This is a genomic window from Citrobacter sp. EC_71 (assembly GCF_019584005.1).
Taxonomy (GTDB): Bacteria; Pseudomonadota; Gammaproteobacteria; order Enterobacterales; family Enterobacteriaceae; genus Citrobacter; species Citrobacter werkmanii.
This window is the reverse complement of sequence record NZ_VDAY01000003.1, coordinates 34,388-56,262: the sequence shown is the minus strand read 5'-3', so window position 1 is coordinate 56,262 and position 21,875 is coordinate 34,388. Positions and strand designations below refer to the sequence as shown.

Here is a 21,875-nt window from a genome sequence, read left to right as displayed (position 1 = left end):
TCGCCTACCATGTATCTCTACTTCGATCACCACCCAAAAGCCATCGCGCAAGCTCACCACCCAGTAGCGCCAAAAAGACCCGAGCACCTTGATTGAGTATAGAGAAAATGAGAATCAGCTAAACAGCTTTTAGAGCATTGATCTCACACCTGTTTAGTGACGTTGTCACGTAGTATTTTCTCCCGCTGGTTATCATCACGGTAACTCACCATGATCATCTGGTAGCCTATCGGGTGTTCGCGTCCAACGTTGACAGCATTGCTGCAATGTCATCCCCGCGATTAAAAAATTACCCCCTGAGTTTCAACTTTGCCGTTTTGTTTGCAGCTTCTGTGCTTATGCTTTTGTCTTGCTAACCTACTCTAGCCGCGGGGATTATTGCCTAAGGAGCAATTAAAATTGTAAAAAACAACATTTCCAGCAACAATAATATTGTTCTATTTATTTCTTCCAAAATACTACTTTAAAAAATACAATTAGTGGTTTAAATAAACAATATTTACAATGGAAGCATATTTCATGCCTAAATTTTTCACGCGCGATGGTAGTGAACATTACGCTAAAATAGTAAGTTACATTATCCAATATTGTATTTTTATCACATTAACTCTTTTGCTCTCATGCAAAGGTTTAATCGAAATCATTCAGACATTGTCTCCAGACGCTGGTATTCTGCAGTGGCAACTTTCGAAGCAACTCCTTAGTATAAATACATTATTGTATGTATCACTGGCACTCGCTATTTCGTGCGGCATTCAGTTAGCTTACATGTTAGTGACACACGGCCCAGATGAGGCATTTGAACCCGTTATGTTAGGCATTGCATCTGCTGTATTGCTGATATTATCCAAAATTGAACCGGATGAATGGACGGTTCAATACGCTTTGGTTATTTTGATAATGATTATATGTATTGCCATTTTGTTCTCACTTTCAATTTGGATGAATAAGGGAGCTACCCCCCCTTCAAATACCCCATAGTACAAGTTCTGGCTCCGCCAAACCCAACAAGGCATTTTTGGACCGCCCAAAACTCGTGCTGGCGAAAGAACCATAAAACTTCTTGCACCTACACCAGCTGGATGCTTTCCGCCGGGGCCAACCCTGCGTTTATTGCAAATCAGATGGGCCGCGAGAATGCAGAAATGGTTTATACAGTGTACTCTGCCTGGATAAACGCGCTTGATGGTGATCGGATAGCCTTTCTGAACCCGCGCATCGGGGGATACAAGGGTGTCCCCCTGGTGCCCCCAGAGGTGGATGCGCACTAATTAAATCATTGAAATTCCGGTGATATTTCATGAAGAAGCTGTTTGTACAGTTTTATCTCCTGCTGTTTGTCTGCTTTCTGGTTATGACCCTGTTGGTCGGCCTGGTATATAAATTCACCGCAGAACGCGCGGGCAGGCAGTCGCTCGACGATTTAATGAAAAGCTCGTTGTACCTGATGCGCAGTGAGCTGCGCGAGATCCCACCACGTGACTGGGGTAAGACGCTAAAGGAGATGGATTTGAACCTCTCTTTTGATCTGCGCGTTGAACCGCTGAATAAATACACGCTGGACGCCCCAACCATGCAGCGCCTGCGCGAAGGCGATATTGTCGCACTCGACGATCAGTACACTTTTATTCAACGAATCCCGCGCAGCCATTACGTGCTGGCCGTTGGCCCGGTTCCCTATCTCTATTTTCTGCATCAAATGCGCTTGCTGGACGTCGCGCTGATGGCGTTCATTGCCATTTCACTGGCCTTCCCGGTGCTTATCTGGATGCGCCCCCACTGGCAGGAAATGCTCCGACTGGAAGCCGCAGCACAACGTTTTGGTGAAGGCCATCTGGGTGAACGCCTCCATTTTGATAACGGTTCCAGTTTTGAGCGTCTTGGTGTGGCGTTTAACCAGATGGCGGACAATATCAATGCGCTGATCGCCAGTAAAAAACAGCTCATCGATGGTATTGCCCATGAGCTTCGGACTCCACTGGTACGCTTACGTTACCGACTGGAGATGAGTGAGAATCTCACCGAGCAAGAATCTCAGGCACTGAATCGTGATATCGGCCAGTTGGAAGCGTTGATCGAAGAATTACTGACCTACGCCCGGCTGGATCGTCCCCAAAATGAATTGAAGCTCAGCGTACCCGACCTGCCCCTTTGGCTGACAACCCATCTTGAGGATGTGCAAAGCGTCAATCCTGACCATGCGGTGCGCCTTCGCCATCTTCAGAGTGGCGACTACGGTGCGCTGGACATGCGCCTGATGGAGCGCGTGCTGGATAATCTGCTGAATAACGCCCTGCGCTATTGCCAGTCGACGGTACAAGCCAGTCTGCGACTGGACGGTAATCAAGCAACGCTGATCGTGGAAGACGACGGCCCTGGTATCGCACCTGCGGCGCGCGAACAAGTTTTTGAGCCATTTGTACGCCTCGATCCCAGTCGTGACCGGGCGACCGGTGGTTGCGGGCTTGGGTTAGCCATCGTCCACTCGATCGCATTGGCTATGGGCGGTACGGTCGTTTGCGATGAAAGTGAACTGGGCGGGGCCCGTTTTTCTTTCAGTTGGCCCGTCTGGCATAACATTCCTGAATTTCCCACTGCCTGACCCATACCGCTCGGTGGTCAGGCGGCAGATGTTGTGCTATAAAAAAGTATGTTGTAACTAAAATGGTAAAACACATGGCCCGTTACGATCTCGTTGACCGTCTGAACAGTACCTTCCGCCAGATGGAACAGGAACTGGCGCTTCTGAGCGAAAATTTGTTGCAGCAGACGCTGCTGATTGCGCGCGTGTTCTCGTTACCAGAAGTCGTCAAGGAGGCAGAACATGCCCCTTTGCAGAGCATCGATGTAAAACAACATTTAGGCAAAGAGGCTGAATCGCTGGCGCTGCGTCACTATCGCCATCTGTTTATTCAGCAGCAATCTGAGAACCGCAGCAGCAAAGCGGCCGTCCGTCTTCCGGGCGTGTTGTGCTATCAGGTGGATAACGCAGCGCAACGCGCACTGGAAGAACACATTCAGCGTATCAACCAGTTGAAAACAACGTTTGAGCGCATTGTCACTGTGGAATCGGAACTGGCGCCGGCGGCACGTTTCGAATGGGTGCATCGCCACCTGCCAGGACTGATTACGTTGAATGCCTACCGTACCCTCACGCTGGTGAAAGAACCCGCCACCCTGCGCTTTGGCTGGGCTAACAAGCACATCATTAAAAACCTTAAGCGCGATGAAGTCCTGCAGCAACTGGAAAAGAGTCTGACGTCGCCGCGCAGCGTACATCCCTGGACGCGTGAAGAGTGGCAGGCAAAGCTGGAGCGGGAATATCAGGACATTGCAGCCCTGCCACAGCAGGCAAAACTGAAGATTAAAAGACCGGTAAAAGTGCAGCCCATCGCTCGCGTGTGGTACAAAGGAGAACAAAAACAGGTGCAATACGCCTGCCCGACGCCATTGATTGCGCTAATCAACAACGACAACGGCATGACAGTACCCGATATCGGCGAGTTACTGAATTACGATGCCGACAACGTTCAGCATCGTTTTAAACCTCAGGCGCAGCCGTTGAGATTGATTATTCCCCGACTGCACCTGTACGTTGCGGATTAACTGCCCGGTCGCATGCTGCCAACCATCAGTTCCGGTCGTACCCAACTGTCGAACTCCGCTTCGGTTAAATATCCCAGCGCAAGGGCAGATGCTTTTAACGTCAGCCCTTCCTTATGCGCTTTTTTGGCTATCTCGGCGGCTTTGTCATAACCAATATGGGTATTAAGTGCGGTAACCAGCATCAGCGACTCGTTGAGTAACTGGTCGATTCGCTCACGATTGGGTTCAATTCCCGTCGCACAGTGCTCGTTAAAGCTTTCCATCCCGTCCGCCAGCAGACGCACTGATTGCAGGAAGTTGTGGATGACCATCGGTCGATACACGTTAAGCTCAAAGTTACCTGACGCCCCGCCCATATTAATGGCAACATCATTGCCCATCACCTGGCAGCACAGCATAGTCAGCGCCTCACACTGAGTCGGATTGACCTTACCCGGCATAATGGAGCTACCCGGTTCGTTTTCAGGAATTGAAATTTCACCAATACCGCAACGCGGACCGGATGCCAGCCAGCGTACATCGTTGGCGATTTTCATCAGCGATGCCGCCAGCCCTTTCAGCGCGCCATGCGCGTGAACCAACGCATCGCAGGTCGCCAGTGCTTCAAATTTATTCGGTGCGGTAACAAACGGCGCGCAGGTAATTACCCGCAGTTCATCCGCAACCCGACGAGCATATTCCGGATGGGTGTTCAGCCCAGTTCCCACCGCGGTTCCCCCCAGCGCAAGTTCCGCCACATGAGGTAAACTGTTTTCAATGTGTCTGAGGTTATGTTCGAGCATTGCGACCCAGCCGGAAATCTCCTGGCCAAGCGTAAGCGGGGTTGCATCTTGCAGATGCGTCCGGCCAATTTTGACGATATCGGCAAAAGCGTGGGATTTATCACTGAGCGTTTTGGTCAACACCGTTAATTGCGGGATCAGTGATTTGCGTAGCGCCAACAGCGCGGCAACATGCATCGCAGTCGGAAAGACATCATTCGAGCTTTGGCTCTTATTAACATCATCGTTGGGGTGAATTTTTCGCTCCATTCCCCGCACACCGCCCAGCAATTCGCTGGCACGGTTTGCCAGCACCTCGTTCATATTCATATTGCTTTGTGTGCCGGAGCCCGTTTGCCAAATGGCCAACGGAAACTCATCGCGATGTTTATCCGCCAATACCTCATCTGCGGCCTGCATAATCGCGGTGGCTTTATCCTCCGCCAGCAGCCCGAGATCTAAATTAACCTTTGCTGCCGCCCGTTTCGTCAGCGCCAGCGCGTGGATCAGCGAGACCGGCATTTTCTCCGTAGAGATACGAAAATGCTCCAGCGACCGTTGGGTTTGCGCGCCCCAAAGCCTATCGGCAGGAACATCAATTGCGCCCATTGAATCATTCTCGCGGCGTACCGTTACCATTACCTGCTCCTTACATTAACAATTGATTAGGTTATGTTTCGACATTGCCCACTTGCATTGGTCTTATCAGTATTAACGAGGATTAAACCGTCGTTTGGTGGTTCGTGCGGTAAAAAAAAACCGCCCCAAAGGGCGGCTGACGTTACTTAACGCAGCGTGCGCACTGCGACGTCTGAATTTGCTTGAAGAAATCATTACCTTTGTCATCCACCAGGATAAACGCCGGGAAATCTTCCACTTCAATTTTCCAGATGGCTTCCATCCCCAGTTCAGGATATTCCACGCATTCCAGACTCTTGATACTGCCCTGGGCAAGCACCGCTGCGGGGCCGCCAATACTGCCTAAATAGAAGCCGCCATGCTTATGACAGGCGTCGGTCACCTGCTGGCTACGGTTGCCTTTCGCCAGCATGATCATGCTCCCACCCGCGGCCTGAAGCTGGTCAACATACGAGTCCATACGCCCGGCAGTGGTTGGGCCTAGCGAGCCTGATGCATAGCCTTCGGGCGTTTTTGCCGGGCCGGCGTAATAGATCGGGTGATCTTTAACATACTGCGGCAAACTTTCGCCGTTATCCAGACGTTCTTTCAGTTTCGCATGCGCAATATCACGACCAACAATAATGGTTCCGTTGAGCGACAGACGCGTGGACACCGGATATTGCGACAACTGAGCCAGGATCTCTTTCATTGGCCGATTGAGGTCAACACGCACCGCTTCGCCTTCGCCTGCCTGACGCAGCTCTTCTGGTATGTATTTACCCGGATTATGCTCCAGTTTTTCGATCCAGATACCTTCACGGTTGATCTTAGCTTTGATATTTCGATCGGCTGAGCAAGAAACACCCATACCAACCGGACACGACGCGCCATGACGCGGCAGACGGATCACACGGATATCATGAGCAAAATATTTGCCGCCAAACTGGGCGCCCAGTCCCAAATTCTGCGCTTCTATCAACAGTTCTTTTTCCAGCTCCACATCGCGGAATGCCTGACCATGCTCGTTACCTTCGGTCGGCAGTTCATCGTAGTATTTCGCCGAAGCCAGTTTGACGGTTTTCAGCGTGGCTTCCGCCGACGTACCACCAATCACAAACGCGATGTGATACGGCGGGCAAGCCGCTGTTCCCAACGTACGCATCTTCTCGACCAGGTAATTTTTTAATTTGCCCGGCGTGAGCAGCGCTTTGGTTTCCTGGTACAGATAGGTTTTGTTTGCCGAACCACCGCCTTTGGCAATACACAGGAATTTGTATTCATCGCCGTCAACGGTATACAAGTCAATCTGCGCTGGCAGGTTGGTGCCGGTGTTCACTTCTTTGTACATATCCAGCGCGGCGTTTTGTGAATAGCGCAGGTTGTCTTCGATATAGGTGTTATAGACCCCTCGCGCCAGTGCCGCTTCATCACCGCCGCCGGTCCAGACACGCTGACCTTTTTTACCCACGATTATCGCTGTGCCGGTATCCTGACAGGTCGGCAAAATACCTTTCGCCGCGATGTCGGAGTTGCGCAGGAATTGCAGGGCCACATATTTGTCGTTTTCACTGGCCTCAGGATCACGCAGGATATCGGCAACCTGTTGCTGATGCGCTGGACGCAGCATAAACGAAGCATCATGAAAAGCCTGGCGAGCCAGCAGGGTTAGCGCTTGCGGCGCGACTTTAATAACCTCTTGCCCTTCGAATTCGGCAACGGATACATAGTCGCTGGTCAGCAGATAATAGTCGGTATCATCCTTTTTCAGGGGGAAAGGATGCTGATAATGAAAGGGTTTGTTTGACATTGTGCTCTCACTTACTGCTCGGTCTGGTTATTCTCTGGGCAGATGTTCCGTTGCCCTGCTTCCCTGCCGTAGGTCGGGTTGGAGAAGGTAAGGCTTTCTGCAACCGGAATTACTCAGGGTATTAAAAGCGAGTCACCATATCCTACACAATTTTTTAACAAAAACTGAGACAAGTACGACTTTTTACATGTGCAGGTTACTTCCCTCAGGGTTTCTTGGTTTAATAGCCAGAGAAAATTCCACATTCAAACAGGGCTTGAGAATGCAAAAACTCATCAACTCAGTGCAGAACTACGCCTGGGGAAGTAAAACTGCGTTAACGGAACTTTATGGGATTGCCAACCCAACTCAGCAACCGATGGCTGAGCTTTGGATGGGGGCGCACCCAAAAAGCAGTTCGCAAGTTCAGAGCGCTGATGGTCAGACGGTTGCTTTACGCGACGTTATTGAAAGCGATAAATCCGCGCTATTAGGCGATGCCGTTGCCGAACGCTTTGGTGAACTGCCCTTCCTGTTTAAAGTGCTCTGTGCTGCGCAACCTCTTTCGATTCAGGTTCATCCTAACAAACACAATTCTGAAATCGGGTTTGCCAAAGAAAACGCCGCCGGGATCCCGATGGATGCCGCCGAGCGCAACTACAAAGATCCTAACCACAAACCAGAACTGGTTTTTGCTTTAACGCCTTTCCTGGCGATGAACGCCTTTCGTGAGTTCTCCGATATTGTTGCGTTATTACAACCTGTTTCCGCTGCGCATCCGGCTATTGCGCATTTCCTGCAGGAGCCGAGCGCAGAGCGTCTGAGCTATCTATTTGCCAGCTTGCTGAATATGCAGGATGAAGAGAAATCCCACGCGCTGGCGATCCTGAAATCGGCGCTGAACAGTCAGCAGGGTGAACCCTGGCAAACCATCCGCCTGATCGCCGACTTCTACCCTAACGACAGCGGACTCTTTTCCCCACTGCTGCTCAACGTGGTTAAACTCAATCCCGGCGAGGCCATGTTCTTGTTTGCCGAGACCCCGCACGCCTACCTGCAAGGTGTGGCGCTGGAGGTGATGGCGAACTCGGACAACGTGCTGCGCGCTGGGCTAACGCCAAAATACATTGATATCCCGGAACTGGTCGCCAACGTTAAGTTTGTCGCTAAGCCTGCAAACCAGTTGCTGAACACACCGGTTAAAACAGATGGTGAACTGGACTTCCCTATTCCGGTCGACGATTTCGCCTTCTCCCTACATGAGTTAACGGCCACTGGTGCAGAGATCGGCCAGCAAAGCGCCGCAATTCTGTTCTGCATTGAGGGTGAAGCCGTGTTGAGCAAAGGTGAGCAGCGTCTGGTCCTGCAGCCGGGTGAGTCGGCCTTTATTAGTGCGAATGAATCGCCGGTAAACGTCAGCGGCAAGGGCCGTTTAGCTCGGGTTTATAACAAGCTGTAGCAAGATACTGATATTTTTAACAACTCTTGCTAAGCTGTAGTGAGTTAAAGACAAGTCACTCCTCCAGGCGTCTTCAAACGCCTGGTTTTATTTTATGGATATCAAAATGAAAAAATCGCTGGTAGCTGCGGGTGTAGTGGTTGCACTGGGTATCGTCTGGACGGGCGGTGCCTGGTACACAGGTAAAAAACTCGAAACGCATCTCGCCGAGATGGTGACACAGGCAAACAATCAGTTGAAACGCTACTCCCCTGAGGCGGGCATTGAACTGAGTTATCAAAACTATCAGCGCGGCGTGTTCAATAGCCAACTGCAACTGGTGGTTAAACCCATCACCGGGCAGCAAGATTCCTGGCTGAAGCCTGGGCAAAGCATCGTCCTTAATGAAACAGTTGATCACGGTCCTTTCCCGCTCGCACAGCTGAAATCGCTGAATCTGGTTCCCGCTATGGCCTCGGTGAAAACAACGTTGGTGAATAACGACGTCACCAAACCACTGTTCGATATTGCCAAAGGCGAAACACCATTCGTCATTAACTCCCGTATCGGTTACAGCGGCGATACCCGTTCCGATCTCTCCCTCAAACCGCTGAACTACGAGAATGGCGATGAAAAAGTGGCCTTCAGCGGCGGGGAATTCCAGTTTACGGCTGACAAAGACGGTAATGCAGTTTCGCTAACTGGCGATGCGCAAAGTGGTCTGGTTAATGCGGTCAATGAGTACAACCAGAAAGTACAAATTACCTTCAATAACCTGAAAACTGAGGGTTCCAGCAGTATCGCCAGCTTTGGTGAGCGTATTGGCGACCAGAAGTTGTCACTCGAAAAACTGTCGATTGCAGTCGAGGGTAAAGAGTTGGCGGTTCTGGAAGGCATGAGTATCGATGGTAAATCCGATCTGATCAACGAGGGTAAAACCGTCAACAGCCAACTGGATTACACCCTGAACAGCCTTAAACTGCAGGGCCAGGATATGGGTAGCGGCAAACTGACGCTGAAAGTGGGCCAGATTGATGGTGAAGCCCTGCACCAGTTCAGTCAGCAGTATAGCGCCCAAACCAAGGCGTTGATGTCACAAATCGATGTGGTGCAAAACCCGGAGCTATATCAGCAGAAAGTCACCGAAGCCTTCTTTAATGCCCTGCCGATTCTGATGAAAGGCGAACCGGTTATCACTATTGCGCCGCTGAGCTGGAAAAATGCGAAAGGTGAAACCGCCTTTAATTTGTCTCTACTACTAAAAGATCCGACCGCAAACACCGTAGAGCCGCAAACGCTGGCCCAGGAAGTGGATCGCTCCGTCAAATCACTGGATGCTAAGCTGACGATCCCTGTCGATATGGCGACTGAATTCATGACGCAGATTGCCAAACTGGAAGGATATCAGCAGGAAGAAGCGGCGGGTCTGGCGAAGCAGCAGGTTAATGGCCTCGCGGCGATGGGTCAGATGTTCCGTATTACGACGCTGCAGGACAACGTTATCGGTTCCAGCCTGCAATATGCGAACGGTCAGGTAACACTTAACGGACAGAAAATGTCGCTGGATGAGTTTGTTGGCATGTTCGGTATGCCTGCCTTTGCTGAGCCGGATGCTCCTGCAGCCCCGCAACAGTAAATATCCGTTACGACAGGCCCGATAACATTGCTTATCGGGCTTTTTTTATTTCGCGACGACCAGTCGGGCGGCAAGCGTCAGATTGCGCGAATGGCTTTCATCGTGGCCAATGCGTTGTAGCATGCGTTCCGCAAGGGTGTATCCCATTTCACGGGCAGGCGTGCAAGCCCAAATGATGGGAATGTCATCCAGCGCGCTTTCCGCCACATCAGCAAATCCGGCCAATGATATTTGCTGTTCAAAGTAGCGATCCACGCCTGTTTCACCGCTCTGTCGCCCTGCTCTCATCAGGCCAAACCAGGCGCCTACGGCAATGGTTTCGTTGTAGCACACCACCGCACTGATTGTGGGATTCCGGCGTAACAGCGCCGTCACCTCTTCCGCAGCCTGCTTTTGGCTGGATGAACACTCCAGCACCCAGTCGCTATGAAACGGCAAACCATACTTTAACAATGTCGCACAATACCCGCCGACGCGCTCTGCCCGGGTTAATGAAGAGCTTTGCCCGCCCAGCCAGGCAATGCGCTGATGCCCATGACGTATCAGTTGTTCAACCAGGAGTTGCGCGGCCTGCATGTTATCAGGTCTGACGGTGTCAACGTCATCCATATAGCTGGCGCGTGACGCAAACACCACCGGGATCCCTTTCTCAGCGGCCAGTTGTTGTAGCGCGTCACTGCTGCCTGCGGCCCCAGCGATCACCACGCCATCAACCCCTTGATTAAGTAACAGTGTGAAGCGCTGCGTCAGCTGTTCGCCGTCTTTGCCGCCATGCAGTAAGAAGACCATGCGCCCCTGGGCTTCTAATGCTTCCGTCAGCCCCGCCGTCAGCTCGGCGTAAAACGGCGTAGAAAGATCGCGCACAATCAAACCCACGACCCCGCTCTGCCCACCGCGCAGGGCTGATGCTTGCCGATTACGCACAAACCCCAGTTGCTCAATGGCTGCATTTACCCGCTCACCGGTTGCTGATGAAATACGTCCTTTGCCGCTGAGTACCAATGAGACGGTACTGACCGAAACCCCCGCAGCCAGCGCAACATCATGGATCGTTATTTTTTTGGCTATAGCCATAAAAACAGAAAACTCCCTGATAACGTGACCGATAAAACGTTTTATCAATCACTTATATTTATACCCTCTATTATCGTTCGATAATGTGATTTATACCGCACTAAAATTAGGTAAAACGTTTTATCTTCTCGCCATCATTAGCCAGTCTGATTTTACAAGGAGTCGTTTAATGACGACGAGAACCACACCAAAAATAACGTTATGGGAATTTTTCCAGCAGTTGGGCAAAACCTTTATGTTGCCCGTGGCTCTGCTCTCATTTTGCGGGATCATGTTAGGGATTGGCAGTTCGTTAAGCAGCCACGATGTCTTAACGTTAATCCCGGTGTTAGGAAATCCGGTGCTACAGGCCATCTTTACCTGGATGAGCAAAGTTGGCTCATTTGCGTTTAGCTTCCTACCGGTGATGTTCTGTATTGCCATTCCTCTTGGCCTGGCGCGCGAGAATAAAGGCGTGGCGGCGTTTGCCGGTTTTGTCGGTTACGCGGTAATGAACCTTGCCGTCAACTTCTGGTTAACCGCCAAAGGCATCTTACCCACCACTGATGCGGCGATCCTGAAAGCCAACAACGTGCAAAATATTCTGGGGATCCAGTCGATCGACACAGGGATCCTCGGCGCCGTCATCGCTGGGATCATCGTCTGGATGCTGCATGAACGCTTCCATAACATTCGTCTGCCGGATGCCCTGGCCTTCTTCGGCGGCACTCGCTTCGTTCCCATCATCTCCTCGGTGGTGATGGGCCTGGTCGGTCTGGTTATTCCCCTGATTTGGCCGGTTTTCGCCATGGGCATTACCGGACTCGGTCACATCATCAACAGTGCAGGTGAATTTGGTCCTATGCTGTTTGGTACCGGCGAACGTCTGTTGTTGCCTTTTGGTCTGCATCATATTCTGGTGGCATTGATCCGCTTTACCGAAGCGGGCGGCACGCAGGAAGTCTGTGGTCATAGCGTGAGCGGTGCATTGACTATTTTCCAGGCTCAATTGAGCTGTCCGACAACGCAAGGTTTCTCTGAAAGCGCAACCCGCTTCCTGTCCCAGGGTAAAATGCCGGCGTTCCTCGGCGGGTTACCGGGTGCAGCGTTAGCGATGTACCACTGCGCACGTCCAGAGAATCGTCATAAAATTAAAGGATTATTAATTTCCGGTCTGATTGCCTGTGTAATTGGTGGTACGACCGAACCTCTCGAGTTCTTGTTTCTGTTCGTGGCTCCGGTTCTGTACGTGATCCATGCTTTGCTTACCGGTCTCGGCTTTACCGTGATGGCGGTGCTTGGCGTTACCATCGGTAACACTGACGGTAACCTGATCGACTTCGTGGTATTCGGCATCCTGCATGGATTGTCTACCAAGTGGTATCTGGTCCCTGTCGTCGCAGCTATCTGGTTTGCGGTGTATTACGTTATCTTCCGCTTCGCCATCACGCGCTTCAATCTGAAGACACCGGGTCGCGAAGTCGAAATGGCCAGCACTATCGAAAAAGTGATGGCTGGAGCGCCAGGTAAATCGGGTTATAACGTGCCAGCTATTCTGGCGGCGTTGGGCGGCGCGGAAAACATTGTTAGCCTGGATAACTGCATTACTCGTCTGCGCTTGTCAGTGAAAGATATGTCGCTTGTTAACGTACAAGCTCTGAAGGACAATCGTGCCATTGGCGTAGTACAACTCAATCAGCATAACCTTCAGGTTGTTATTGGTCCGCAGGTCCAGTCAGTGAAAGACGAAATCGCGGTTCTGATGAACACCGTACAGGCTTAAGGACAACAATATGTTTGATTTTTCTAAGGTTGTGGACCGACACGGTACCTGGTGTACCCAGTGGGATTATGTTGCCGACCGTTTTGGCTCAGCCGATCTTCTGCCGTTCACCATCTCTGACATGGATTTTGCCACTGCCCCCTGCATTCTTGAGGCGCTTACCCAGCGCCTGTCCCATGGCGTGTTGGGTTACAGCCGTTGGAAAAATGATGAATTTTTGGCGGCTATTCAGCACTGGTTTCTGACGCGTCACAATACAAAAATCGATCCTCAGTCGCTGGTATATGGTCCCTCGGTCATCTATATGGTGTCAGAGCTGATTCGCCAGTGGTCTTCCGCGGGTGATGCGGTGGTTATTCACACCCCGGCTTACGACGCGTTTTACAAAGCTATTGAGGGTAATCAGCGCGTGGTGCGCGCTGTCGAACTGGAAAAACGTACTGACGGTTGGTACTGCGACATGACCGCACTGGAGAATGCCCTGTCTCGTCCAGAGAGCAAAATTCTTCTGCTCTGTAGCCCACAAAATCCGACGGGCAAGGTGTGGAGGCGCGACGAACTGGAAACCATGGCGGAACTGTGTCAGCGCCATGGTGTAAAAGTCATTTCCGATGAGATCCATATGGATATGGTATGGGGGGATCAGCCGCATATCCCCTGGAGTAACGTCGCGCGTGACAGCTGGGCGCTGCTCACTTCCGGCTCAAAAAGTTTTAATATTCCGGCACTGACCGGGGCTTACGGGATTATTGAAGACGCTCAAAGCCGTAACGATTATCTCAGCGCATTAAAAGGTCGCGATGGTCTTTCCTCACCTGCGGTGCTGGCGCTGACAGCTCATATTGCCGCCTATCAACAGGGCGCAAGCTGGCTTGATGCGCTGCGGGATTATCTTGCCAGCAATCTGCATTACGTCGCCCGCGAGCTTAATGCCGCATTCCCCGAACTGAGCTGGCAGGTTCCACAGTCTACCTATCTGGCGTGGATTGACCTGCGTCCGCTTAACATTGATGATCGCGCATTACAGGAAGCGCTTATCCACCAGCAGAAAGTTGCCATCATGCCAGGGTACACCTACGGCGAAGAAGGACGCGGTTTTGTGCGCCTGAATGCCGGATGTCCGCGCTCAAAACTTGAAAAAGGCGTTCAGGGGTTGATTAACGCCATCCGTACAATACGTTAAACAGGTTTGCGCAATGAAAATCTCATTGCGCGCCTTCTCTGCCTGACGCTTTACCGCCCTGTTCATCCAGCATCGTCGAAAAGCCCGCGTTATCCCTTGCATCGGGAAAAAAGGGTGAGCGTAGACAAAAATGGATATCATGACATTTAATAATGCTATTTTATGTCTGAGCGGAGCGCTTCGGTTTTATAATTTATTTATAATTTAAGAAAATTCACAAGAATAATCCTGATTGAGCACTCATATTTTTATTCCCTCTAACTCTCAGACGGTTACGATTATTTATTAATCAAACATCATTCATAATAAGCGAAGCGGTATTTCCCGCAATCCATTGAAAATTATCAATACGGACTGATTCACCTATCAACATTAAATTTGACTTAATACAAATAGCCGCTAACTTTAAGCCTTGAACAACGACGGATACGAAATTATTTTTTTGTATCTGACTGACATAACCGATATATGAGGTGATATATGGCAGAGCATCGTGGTGGTTCCGGTAACTTCGCAGAAGACCGAGAAAAAGCATCAGAAGCGGGCCGTAAAGGCGGTCAACATAGCGGTGGTAACTTCAAAAACGATCCACAACGCGCATCTGAAGCAGGTAAAAAAGGTGGGCAAAGCAGCCACGGCGGTGGCCGTAAGTCTGACAACTCCTGATAGTTAGCGTTATTTTCATCTTTTAATTAAAAGAGTGTCCTGCGGGTCTGTATGGGGCTCGCAGTTATTTTTAACCTCTAAAGGATATTAATATGCATATGAAAAGCATTGAAGACGTATTTATTCACCTACTTTCAGATACCTATAGCGCTGAAAAACAGTTAACGCGCGGACTGGCTAAACTAGCCAGAGCCGCCTCAAGCGAAAAACTCAGCAAAGCGTTTAATGCCCACCTGGAAGAAACCCAGGGGCAAATTGAACGTATTGACCAAATCGTTGAGCAAGAACCGGGAATTAAGATTAAACGCATGAAATGTGTGGCGATGGAAGGCTTAATTGAAGAGGCTAATGAGGTTATTGAAAGCACCGAGAAAAATGAAGTACGCGATGCAGCATTAATCGCAGCCGCCCAGAAAGTGGAACATTATGAAATTGCCAGCTACGGCACACTGGCAACCCTGGCAGAACAACTGGGATATAAAAAAGCCGTAAAACTCCTCGCAGAAACGCTTGAAGAAGAGAAACAAACCGATCTGAAATTAACCGATCTGGCGGTTGGTAACATTAATAAAGACGCTGAAAAACGATAACCATACTGACTCGAGGAAATTACGATGAATCACTTAGAACATTACCATGACTGGCTACGCGATGCGCACGCGATGGAAAAGCAAGCGGAGTCAATGCTGGAATCGATGGCGAGTCGTATCGATAATTATCCTGATTTGCGTGCCAGAATTGAGCAACATATTAATGAAACAAAAAGGCAAATTACCCTGCTGGAAGAGATCCTCGATCGAAACGATATTTCGCGTTCTGTATTAAAAGACTCCATGAGTAAAATGGCCGCTTTTGGCCAGTCGATTGGCGGCATGTTTCCTTCTGACGAAATTGTAAAAGGCGCAATCAGCGGCTATGTATTCGAGCAATTTGAAATAGCCTGCTACACATCGCTTTTGGCCGCTGCCAAAAAGGTCGGTGATACCGCCTCTATCCCCGCTATCGAAACGATTCTCGCAGAAGAACGTGAGATGGCCGACTGGCTGGTTAAACATATTCCGCAAACGACAGAACAATTTCTCTTACGGTCTGACGCTGACGGCGTTGTAGCCAAAAAATAATCTCATTACGCTCTGCTTCAGGCAGAGCTTCCTCGGATGGGGTCTGTACCGTGCCTGAACTTGACGCTTTTTATTTAGCCCGTTTTCAGTTCGCCTTCACTGTCTCTTTCCATATTCTTTTTCCCGCGATTACGATTGGACTGGCCAGCTATCTGGTGGTGCTGGAGGGGATGTGGCTGCGCACGCGAAACAATCTCTGGCGCTCGCTCTATAATTTCTGGCTGCAAATCTTCGCCGTCAATTTTGGGATGGGTGTCGTATCCGGCCTGGTGATGGCTTATCAGTTTGGTACCAACTGGAGCGGCTTTTCGCAATTTGCCGGCAGTATTACCGGACCACTGCTGCTTTATGAAGTCCTGACCGCCTTTTTCCTCGAAGCGGGCTTCCTTGGCGTAATGCTATTCGGCTGGAACAAAGTATCTCCAGCGCTGCATTTCTTCACCACCTGTATGGTGGCGCTGGGCACGTTGCTATCTACCTTCTGGATCCTGGCTTCCAATAGTTGGATGCAAACACCTCAAGGTTTTAGCCTCGAAAATGGGCATGTCATTCCCCAGGATTGGCTGGCTATCGTATTTAATCCTTCCTTTCCGTATCGCTTATTGCATATGTCGATTGCTGCTTTTCTGAGTAGCGCGATGTTCGTTGGCGCATCTGCCGCATGGCATTTACTACGGGGTAACGATACTCCTGCCATTCGTAAAATGTTTTCGATGGCGCTGTGGATGGCTCTGATTGTCGCCCCTATTCAGGCGGTTGTTGGAGATATGCATGGCCTCAATACCCTTGAGCATCAGCCTGCAAAAATAGCGGCCATTGAGGGGCACTGGGAGAACATCCCCGGAGAGGCAACGCCATTGACGCTGTTTGGCATGCCTGACATGGAGGAAGAGCGCACCAAATACGCTCTGGCGATCCCTGCGCTGGGCAGTCTGATTCTGACCCATAGTCTGGACAAGCAGGTTCCTGCGCTGAAGGATTTTCCCAAGGAAGATCGCCCCAACTCCGCGATTGTATTTTGGTCGTTTCGCATCATGGTTGGCATGGGCGTGTTGATGATCGCCCTGGGTATCTGCAGTGTCTGGTTACGTTGGCGCAAGCGCCTGTACCATTCCCGTCCATTCCAATGGTTTGCACTCTTGATGGGGCCTGCCGGACTATTGGCCTTACTGGCTGGTTGGGTGACCACGGAGGTTGGCCGCCAGCCCTGGGTCGTATACGGCTTTTTGCGCACCCGTGATGCCGTTTCGTTGCACAGTACAACGCAAATGGTCATCAGTTTGCTGGTATTTATCGTCGTTTACAGCACCGTCTTTGGCGTGGGTTACCACTACATATTCAGACTGATTAAAAAAGGTCCTCAGCCGGTCAGTGAACTGACCTCACAAACCGATGGCACCCCTGCGCGTCCGCTTTCCGCCGCAGAACCGGTAACGGATGAAGAGGAGAAAATCTGATGGACATCGATATCACCGTAATCTGGTTTATTATCATTGTCTTTGCCACGCTGATGTACATCGTAATGGATGGTTTCGATTTGGGCATTGGTATGTTGTTTAGCATTGTACATGCCCCCGGCGAACGAGATGTGATGGTGAACAGTGTGGCCCCCGTCTGGGACGGGAATGAAACCTGGCTGGTGCTCGGTGGGGCCGGTCTCTTTGGCGCCTTCCCTCTGGCTTATGCTGTGATTGCTGACGCACTGGCAATTCCACTCACGATGATGCTAATTGGGTTGATTTTTCGCGGTGTGGCGTTTGAGTTTCGCTTTAAAGCCACGCCGTCGCATCGGCTATTTTGGGACTACGCATTTGCCGGTGGATCGTTGCTGGCGACCGTGAGTCAGGGGATCGTTGTTGGCGCCGTGATTAACGGTTTCGATATAGCAGACCGTCGCTTTGCCGGGTCGGCATTGGATTGGTTGACCCCATTTAATGTATTTTGCGGCCTCGGACTGGTTGCCGCCTATCTGTTACTCGGCAGCACCTGGCTGATAATGAAAAGCGATGGCGAGCTTCAGGAACGGATGCGTAAATTAACGCGCCATGTTCTGCTCGCTCTGCTGGCGGTTATTGCCGTTGTCAGCATCTGGACACCCCTTAGCTGGCAATACATTGCAGAACGCTGGTTCACGCTACCTAATTTCTACTGGTTTGTGCCGGTCCCCATTCTGGTGACGATACTCAGCCTGTGGATTTGGCGTCTGAGCAGCGACAACACCAGCCATGCACGACCTTTTATCCTGACGCTGGGATTGATCTTTCTGGGATTTAGCGGCTTAGGTATCAGCCTGTGGCCCTATATTATTCCGCCGCATGTTACCTTATGGGATGCAGCGGCTCCCCCTGCAAGCCAGATGTTTATGCTGGTTGGCACGCTTATTATTATTCCGGTTATTCTGATGTATACAGCATGGAGCTACTATGTCTTTCGCGGCAAAGTATCTGACGGAGAAGGCTACCATTGACCAGGATAGCGCACCGATCGCCTGACTCATTGAAAACCTGAAATATATGTCCACAATGTTCCACTTTTACAAAGTGTTGGCGCACTTTATTCAAAGTTTTTAGAGAATTATGATTCTGTTGTATAATGCCCTGCACTTTACCTAAAAATACGAGTGCGACCATGATTGATACTTCTCTCCCCTTAACCGACGTCCATCGCCACCTTGATGGTAACATCCGTGCCCAAACGATCCTCGATCTGGGTCGCCAGTTTAATTTAACCCTCCCGGCACAGACGCTGGAAACGTTGATTCCTCATGTGCAAGTGACGTCAACCGAGCCTGATTTGGTCAGCTTTTTATCCAAACTGGACTGGGGCGTAAAGGTTCTGGCCTCGCTGGACGCCTGCCGCCGCGTCGCGTTTGAAAATATTGAGGATGCCGCACGCAACGGCCTGCACTATGTTGAACTACGTTTTTCCCCTGGCTACATGGCAATGGCCCACCAACTCCCTGTAGCAGGCGTGGTTGAAGCCGTAATTGCAGGCGTTCGCGAAGGCTGCAAAGCCTTTGGCGTTGAAGCGCGTTTAATTGGCATTATGAGTCGTACCTTCGGCGAAGCCGCCTGCCTGCAGGAACTTGATGCGCTGTTAGCACACCGTGATCATATTACTGCGCTGGATTTGGCCGGTGACGAACTGGGCTTCCCGGGTAGTTTGTTCCTGTCACACTTCAACCAGGCACGCGATGCAGGCTGGCATATCACGGTGCATGCCGGCGAAGCCGCGGGACCAGAAAGCATCTGGCAGGCCATAAAAGAATTGGGCGCTGAACGCATTGGCCATGGTGTTAAAGCGGTCGAAGATCGTGCGTTGATGGATTACCTCGCCGAGCATCGTATCGGCATTGAATCCTGCCTGACATCGAACATTCAGACCAGCACCGTCGCTGCGCTGGCGACCCATCCGCTGAAAACATTCCTTGAACATGGCGTTGTGGCCAGTCTGAATACGGACGACCCGGCTGTTCAGGGTGTCGATATTATTCACGAGTACACTATTGCCGCGCCTGCCGCAGGTTTAACTCGCGAACAGATCCGCCAGGCACAAATCAATGGTCTGGAAATGGCATTCCTGAGTAACGAAGAGAAACGTACGCTGCGCGAGAAAGTCGCCGCAGCGTAACGCTTATCCGGCCTACGTGGCGTTGCATTGTGGGCCGGATAAGATGCCAGGGCATCGCCATCCGGCATTTGCCTTATCAGGCAAGGCATAGCGTAGAGCGGTGTTTCGCGGACTCAATACCAAGCTCAATCAGCTCCATAATCTGGATCGCTTGTCTCGCCGGGACCGGGTTTTCACCGTTACCGTTCAGCGCATCACGGATGCCTGCATAGTATGCCGGGTAATTGCCCGGCACGGTCAGCCAGGTCTCTTCAACCCGCTCATCGCCTTCAACTCGCGTCAATACACCATCGCGCATGTCGTAACCCCAGTCTTCCTGAGGCAGACGCTCACCATTTTTCAGACGTTCTTCCTGTGGATCAAGACCATACTTGACGTAGCTCCCACGTGAGCCGTGCACGATATAGCGGGCCGATTCTGCGGCCGCCAGCATGGTTCCATGCAAAATCACACGACGCTGCGGATACGTCAGAATGGCATGGAAGTAATCTGTCGATTGCGCCCCCGGACGCAGTTGCGCCAGATCCACCGTCATACTGACCGGCAAACCAAACAGATTAATCGCCTGATCCAAAAGATGTGGCGCTAAATCATACCAAATACCGCTTCCCGGACCGCCTTGTTCACGCCAACGGTCACGAACCTGTGGGCGGAAACGATCGAAGTGGGATTCAAAATAGGCAACTTCGCCCAAAACACCATCCGCCAATAACGCTTTCAAAGTCAGAAAATCACTGTCCCAGCGCCGGTTATGGAAAACAGAGAGTACGCGTCCCAGACTACGCGCAAGTGCATCCAGCTCACGAGCTTGTGACAGTGTCACGGTGAAAGGTTTATCAACAACCACATGTTTACCCGCTTCCAGTGCAGCCTTCGCTAACGGGAAGTGCGTGTCATTTGGGGTAGGGATCACAATCAGGTCAATATTAGGATCGTTAAAAAGGTGCTTCGGTTCAGCAACAACCGTCACTGTAGGCCAGTCGGCCTTCACTTTTGCTTCATCACTACTGGACACCACAGCCAGTTCCAGGCCCGGTGTGCCCACAATCAGGGGGGCATGGAAGGTTTTACTGGCGTAACCATAGCCGATTAGCCCAACGCGGATGTTGTCACTCATGTTATTGCCTCTCAATTCAGACCGACCTATTTCACACCATACCTTGCAACGTCTCAATAGTTTAATAACCTTTGCGCTACAAAGGTTGTTTATTAACTTAAGTCAAACATATGCTTCTTAAGGCGAATTTGCCGCGAAAAAGTGGCAGAAATCGTTCCCAATCTTCTTGCTGTATTATGGAGAGATTAGTAACATTTGCGGCCTGTGTTTATGGATAAATCAAAGCAAATGTCATCAGTAATGAATCGCCTTATTGAGTTAGCAGGTTGGATTGTTCTTGCGGTCTCCGTGATCCTGCTGGGTATTGCCAATCATATTGACAATTACCAGCCACCGGAGCCAATTGCAGCAGTGCAGAAAAAATAAGCGTCATCAGCCTTTTTCGACCCGCAGTTCACATTCACGCATTGCTGGGTCCGGCTGTAAAAGATCCAATTCTGTCAAAAAAAGCGAATTATGCCGCATCCCGCTCCCGCGCGTATTGCCTGCGATTGCGAAGCGCGCTAACCTTGCCGCAGGCGTACATAGCGCCTGCTTTTTCACAGGTATGCATACTCTTCTTACATTTGCGCGCAAATCCGCTTTTACCTGTGCACATTGTTTATTTCTTAATATTTACTACTCCGTTGGTATTATTTTATATATGGATCGCTCTTTATGACTGTTCAGGATTACTTATTAAAATTCCGTAAAATTAGTTCACTCGAAAGTCTGGAAAAACTATTCGATCATCTTAACTACACGCTCACCGACGATAACGACATTATCAATATGTACCGTGCAGCAGACCACCGTCGTGCGGAGCTCATCTCCGGCGGTCGTCTGTTTGACGTCGGTCAGGTACCTAAATCAGTCTGGCATTACGTGCAATAAAGAAGAAAGTAGCGCTCAACGTTAAAAGCTTTATAATAATTGCCCCAAAATGAATGGCATGTTTGATCGCGCGCGTAAACCTGGAGAAGAGATGACTACCACACCGGCACAACGTATCGGAGGCTGGCTACTTGGGCCATTGGCCTGGCTGTTAGTTGCGTTGTTGAGTGCTTCGCTGGCGTTGTTACTTTACGTCACTGCGCTAGCCACACCGCAAACCTTCCAAACGCTCGGTGAGCAAAGTACGACCAATTTGTCGTTATGGGGCGTCTCTTTTATTACGGCTATCGCCATGTGGTATTACACGTTATGGCTGACGATTGCGTTTTTCAAACGCAGATCCTGCGTGCCGAAGCACTATATTTTATGGCTGCTGATCTCCGTGTTGCTGGCGATTAAAGCGTTTGCTTTTTCACCCGTCCCGGACGCCTTTGCCGTGCGCCAACTGCTGTTCCCTTTGTTAGCAGCAGCACTGCTGGTGCCCTATTTCAAGCGCTCACAGCGCGTTAAGTCGACGTTTGTGAACCCGTAATAACCCTACAGTTAACCTGTTGTCGCCTGTTGTAGATTGTCAGATAATAGGCGGCTTTTTTATTTCAGG

20 protein-coding genes are annotated in these 21,875 nt (G+C 50.6%); 16 read left to right on the top strand and 4 right to left on the bottom strand.

Features of this window, described 5'->3' with window-relative positions; translation table 11 throughout:
• Positions 1 to 519: 519 nt before the first annotated feature.
• The 3 genes from FHD02_RS03770 to tus all read left to right on the top strand — a co-directional run bounded on the left by FHD02_RS03770 (position 520) and on the right by tus (position 3,606).
• Positions 520 to 981 (top strand): hypothetical protein, encoded by a 462-nt coding sequence (locus FHD02_RS03770; protein WP_220393589.1) that lies wholly within the window; start codon positions 520 to 522, stop codon positions 979 to 981.
• Positions 982 to 1,300: 319 nt separating this feature from the next.
• Complete coding sequence (gene rstB / locus FHD02_RS03765; RefSeq protein WP_137370563.1) at positions 1,301 to 2,602, top strand: two-component system sensor histidine kinase RstB; 1,302 nt, start codon at positions 1,301 to 1,303, stop codon at positions 2,600 to 2,602.
• Between the two features lie 74 nt (positions 2,603 to 2,676).
• Positions 2,677 to 3,606, top strand: a complete 930-nt coding sequence (tus, locus tag FHD02_RS03760) for a DNA replication terminus site-binding protein (RefSeq protein ID WP_220393588.1) — start codon at positions 2,677 to 2,679, stop codon at positions 3,604 to 3,606.
• Here tus and fumC read toward each other — a convergent pair.
• Positions 3,603 to 5,006: a class II fumarate hydratase gene (gene fumC, locus FHD02_RS03755; RefSeq protein WP_137370561.1), complete on the bottom strand. Its 1,404-nt coding sequence runs from the start codon at positions 5,004 to 5,006 to the stop codon at positions 3,603 to 3,605. The genes tus and fumC overlap by 4 nt on opposite strands.
• Before the next feature lie 142 nt (positions 5,007 to 5,148).
• Entirely contained in the window at positions 5,149 to 6,795 is a 1,647-nt protein-coding gene (fumB, locus tag FHD02_RS03750; RefSeq protein WP_137370560.1) for a class I fumarate hydratase, read from the bottom strand.
• A gap of 262 nt (positions 6,796 to 7,057) precedes the next feature.
• Between fumB and manA the strand changes: the two genes are divergently transcribed.
• Positions 7,058 to 8,233 carry a mannose-6-phosphate isomerase gene (manA, locus tag FHD02_RS03745; RefSeq protein ID WP_137370559.1) on the top strand — a complete coding sequence of 392 codons (1,176 nt, stop codon included), beginning with the start codon at positions 7,058 to 7,060 and terminating at the stop codon, positions 8,231 to 8,233.
• Positions 8,234 to 8,339: 106 nt separating this feature from the next.
• Positions 8,340 to 9,848: a YdgA family protein gene (locus FHD02_RS03740; protein WP_137370558.1), complete on the top strand. Its 1,509-nt coding sequence runs from the start codon at positions 8,340 to 8,342 to the stop codon at positions 9,846 to 9,848.
• Positions 9,849 to 9,893: 45 nt separating this feature from the next.
• Here the strand turns inward: FHD02_RS03740 and FHD02_RS03735 are convergent, their stop codons facing one another.
• Positions 9,894 to 10,922: a Mal regulon transcriptional regulator MalI gene (locus tag FHD02_RS03735; RefSeq protein ID WP_038640443.1), complete on the bottom strand. Its 1,029-nt coding sequence runs from the start codon at positions 10,920 to 10,922 to the stop codon at positions 9,894 to 9,896.
• Positions 10,923 to 11,091: 169 nt separating this feature from the next.
• Between FHD02_RS03735 and malX the strand changes: the two genes are divergently transcribed.
• From malX to add, 8 genes are all read left to right on the top strand, one after another.
• The gene (gene malX, locus FHD02_RS03730; RefSeq protein WP_137370557.1) at positions 11,092 to 12,684 is read left to right on the top strand and encodes a maltose/glucose-specific PTS transporter subunit IIBC; all 1,593 of its coding nucleotides are present in this window, start codon (positions 11,092 to 11,094) and stop codon (positions 12,682 to 12,684) included.
• Between the two features lie 10 nt (positions 12,685 to 12,694).
• Positions 12,695 to 13,867: a MalY/PatB family protein gene (locus FHD02_RS03725; RefSeq protein WP_220393587.1), complete on the top strand. Its 1,173-nt coding sequence runs from the start codon at positions 12,695 to 12,697 to the stop codon at positions 13,865 to 13,867.
• Between the two features lie 480 nt (positions 13,868 to 14,347).
• A complete protein-coding gene (locus tag FHD02_RS03720) occupies positions 14,348 to 14,533 on the top strand; it encodes a general stress protein (protein ID WP_006684659.1) in 186 nt (61 codons plus the stop codon).
• Between the two features lie 92 nt (positions 14,534 to 14,625).
• Positions 14,626 to 15,123 carry a ferritin-like domain-containing protein gene (locus FHD02_RS03715; RefSeq protein ID WP_038640435.1) on the top strand — a complete coding sequence of 166 codons (498 nt, stop codon included), beginning with the start codon at positions 14,626 to 14,628 and terminating at the stop codon, positions 15,121 to 15,123.
• Positions 15,124 to 15,147: 24 nt separating this feature from the next.
• Entirely contained in the window at positions 15,148 to 15,654 is a 507-nt protein-coding gene (locus tag FHD02_RS03710; protein WP_137370555.1) for a ferritin-like domain-containing protein, read from the top strand.
• 50 nt (positions 15,655 to 15,704) lie between these two features.
• Positions 15,705 to 17,111 (top strand): cytochrome ubiquinol oxidase subunit I, encoded by a 1,407-nt coding sequence (locus FHD02_RS03705; RefSeq protein WP_220393586.1) that lies wholly within the window; start codon positions 15,705 to 15,707, stop codon positions 17,109 to 17,111.
• Complete coding sequence (gene cydB, locus FHD02_RS03700; protein WP_220393585.1) at positions 17,111 to 18,121, top strand: cytochrome d ubiquinol oxidase subunit II; 1,011 nt, start codon at positions 17,111 to 17,113, stop codon at positions 18,119 to 18,121. The genes FHD02_RS03705 and cydB overlap by 1 nt, the downstream gene beginning before the upstream one ends.
• Positions 18,122 to 18,282: 161 nt before the next feature.
• The gene (gene add, locus FHD02_RS03695; RefSeq protein ID WP_042308602.1) at positions 18,283 to 19,284 is read left to right on the top strand and encodes an adenosine deaminase; all 1,002 of its coding nucleotides are present in this window, start codon (positions 18,283 to 18,285) and stop codon (positions 19,282 to 19,284) included.
• Between the two features lie 76 nt (positions 19,285 to 19,360).
• Here the strand turns inward: add and FHD02_RS03690 are convergent, their stop codons facing one another.
• Positions 19,361 to 20,401 (bottom strand): oxidoreductase, encoded by a 1,041-nt coding sequence (locus FHD02_RS03690; protein WP_042308603.1) that lies wholly within the window; start codon positions 20,399 to 20,401, stop codon positions 19,361 to 19,363.
• Positions 20,402 to 20,641: 240 nt separating this feature from the next.
• Between FHD02_RS03690 and blr the strand changes: the two genes are divergently transcribed.
• From blr to FHD02_RS03675, 3 genes are all read left to right on the top strand, one after another.
• Positions 20,642 to 20,767, top strand: a complete 126-nt coding sequence (gene blr / locus FHD02_RS03685) for a division septum protein Blr (RefSeq protein WP_038643149.1) — start codon at positions 20,642 to 20,644, stop codon at positions 20,765 to 20,767.
• Between the two features lie 291 nt (positions 20,768 to 21,058).
• Positions 21,059 to 21,274 carry a transcription modulator YdgT gene (gene ydgT / locus FHD02_RS03680; protein WP_008784684.1) on the top strand — a complete coding sequence of 72 codons (216 nt, stop codon included), beginning with the start codon at positions 21,059 to 21,061 and terminating at the stop codon, positions 21,272 to 21,274.
• 91 nt (positions 21,275 to 21,365) lie between these two features.
• Positions 21,366 to 21,806: a DUF2569 domain-containing protein gene (locus FHD02_RS03675; protein ID WP_220393584.1), complete on the top strand. Its 441-nt coding sequence runs from the start codon at positions 21,366 to 21,368 to the stop codon at positions 21,804 to 21,806.
• The last annotated feature ends 69 nt before the right edge of the window (positions 21,807 to 21,875 follow it).

Coding starts and splice junctions, on each gene's coding strand:
- FHD02_RS03770 (WP_220393589.1), top strand. CDS start 520: ATGCCTAAATTTTTCACGCGCGATGGTAGTGAACATTACGCTAAAATA.
- rstB (WP_137370563.1), top strand. CDS start 1,301: ATGAAGAAGCTGTTTGTACAGTTTTATCTCCTGCTGTTTGTCTGCTTT.
- tus (WP_220393588.1), top strand. CDS start 2,677: ATGGCCCGTTACGATCTCGTTGACCGTCTGAACAGTACCTTCCGCCAG.
- fumC (WP_137370561.1), bottom strand. CDS start 5,006: ATGGTAACGGTACGCCGCGAGAATGATTCAATGGGCGCAATTGATGTT.
- fumB (WP_137370560.1), bottom strand. CDS start 6,795: ATGTCAAACAAACCCTTTCATTATCAGCATCCTTTCCCCCTGAAAAAG.
- manA (WP_137370559.1), top strand. CDS start 7,058: ATGCAAAAACTCATCAACTCAGTGCAGAACTACGCCTGGGGAAGTAAA.
- FHD02_RS03740 (WP_137370558.1), top strand. CDS start 8,340: ATGAAAAAATCGCTGGTAGCTGCGGGTGTAGTGGTTGCACTGGGTATC.
- FHD02_RS03735 (WP_038640443.1), bottom strand. CDS start 10,922: ATGGCTATAGCCAAAAAAATAACGATCCATGATGTTGCGCTGGCTGCG.
- malX (WP_137370557.1), top strand. CDS start 11,092: ATGACGACGAGAACCACACCAAAAATAACGTTATGGGAATTTTTCCAG.
- FHD02_RS03725 (WP_220393587.1), top strand. CDS start 12,695: ATGTTTGATTTTTCTAAGGTTGTGGACCGACACGGTACCTGGTGTACC.
- FHD02_RS03720 (WP_006684659.1), top strand. CDS start 14,348: ATGGCAGAGCATCGTGGTGGTTCCGGTAACTTCGCAGAAGACCGAGAA.
- FHD02_RS03715 (WP_038640435.1), top strand. CDS start 14,626: ATGCATATGAAAAGCATTGAAGACGTATTTATTCACCTACTTTCAGAT.
- FHD02_RS03710 (WP_137370555.1), top strand. CDS start 15,148: ATGAATCACTTAGAACATTACCATGACTGGCTACGCGATGCGCACGCG.
- cydB (WP_220393585.1), top strand. CDS start 17,111: ATGGACATCGATATCACCGTAATCTGGTTTATTATCATTGTCTTTGCC.
- add (WP_042308602.1), top strand. CDS start 18,283: ATGATTGATACTTCTCTCCCCTTAACCGACGTCCATCGCCACCTTGAT.
- FHD02_RS03690 (WP_042308603.1), bottom strand. CDS start 20,401: ATGAGTGACAACATCCGCGTTGGGCTAATCGGCTATGGTTACGCCAGT.
- blr (WP_038643149.1), top strand. CDS start 20,642: ATGAATCGCCTTATTGAGTTAGCAGGTTGGATTGTTCTTGCGGTCTCC.
- ydgT (WP_008784684.1), top strand. CDS start 21,059: ATGACTGTTCAGGATTACTTATTAAAATTCCGTAAAATTAGTTCACTC.
- FHD02_RS03675 (WP_220393584.1), top strand. CDS start 21,366: ATGACTACCACACCGGCACAACGTATCGGAGGCTGGCTACTTGGGCCA.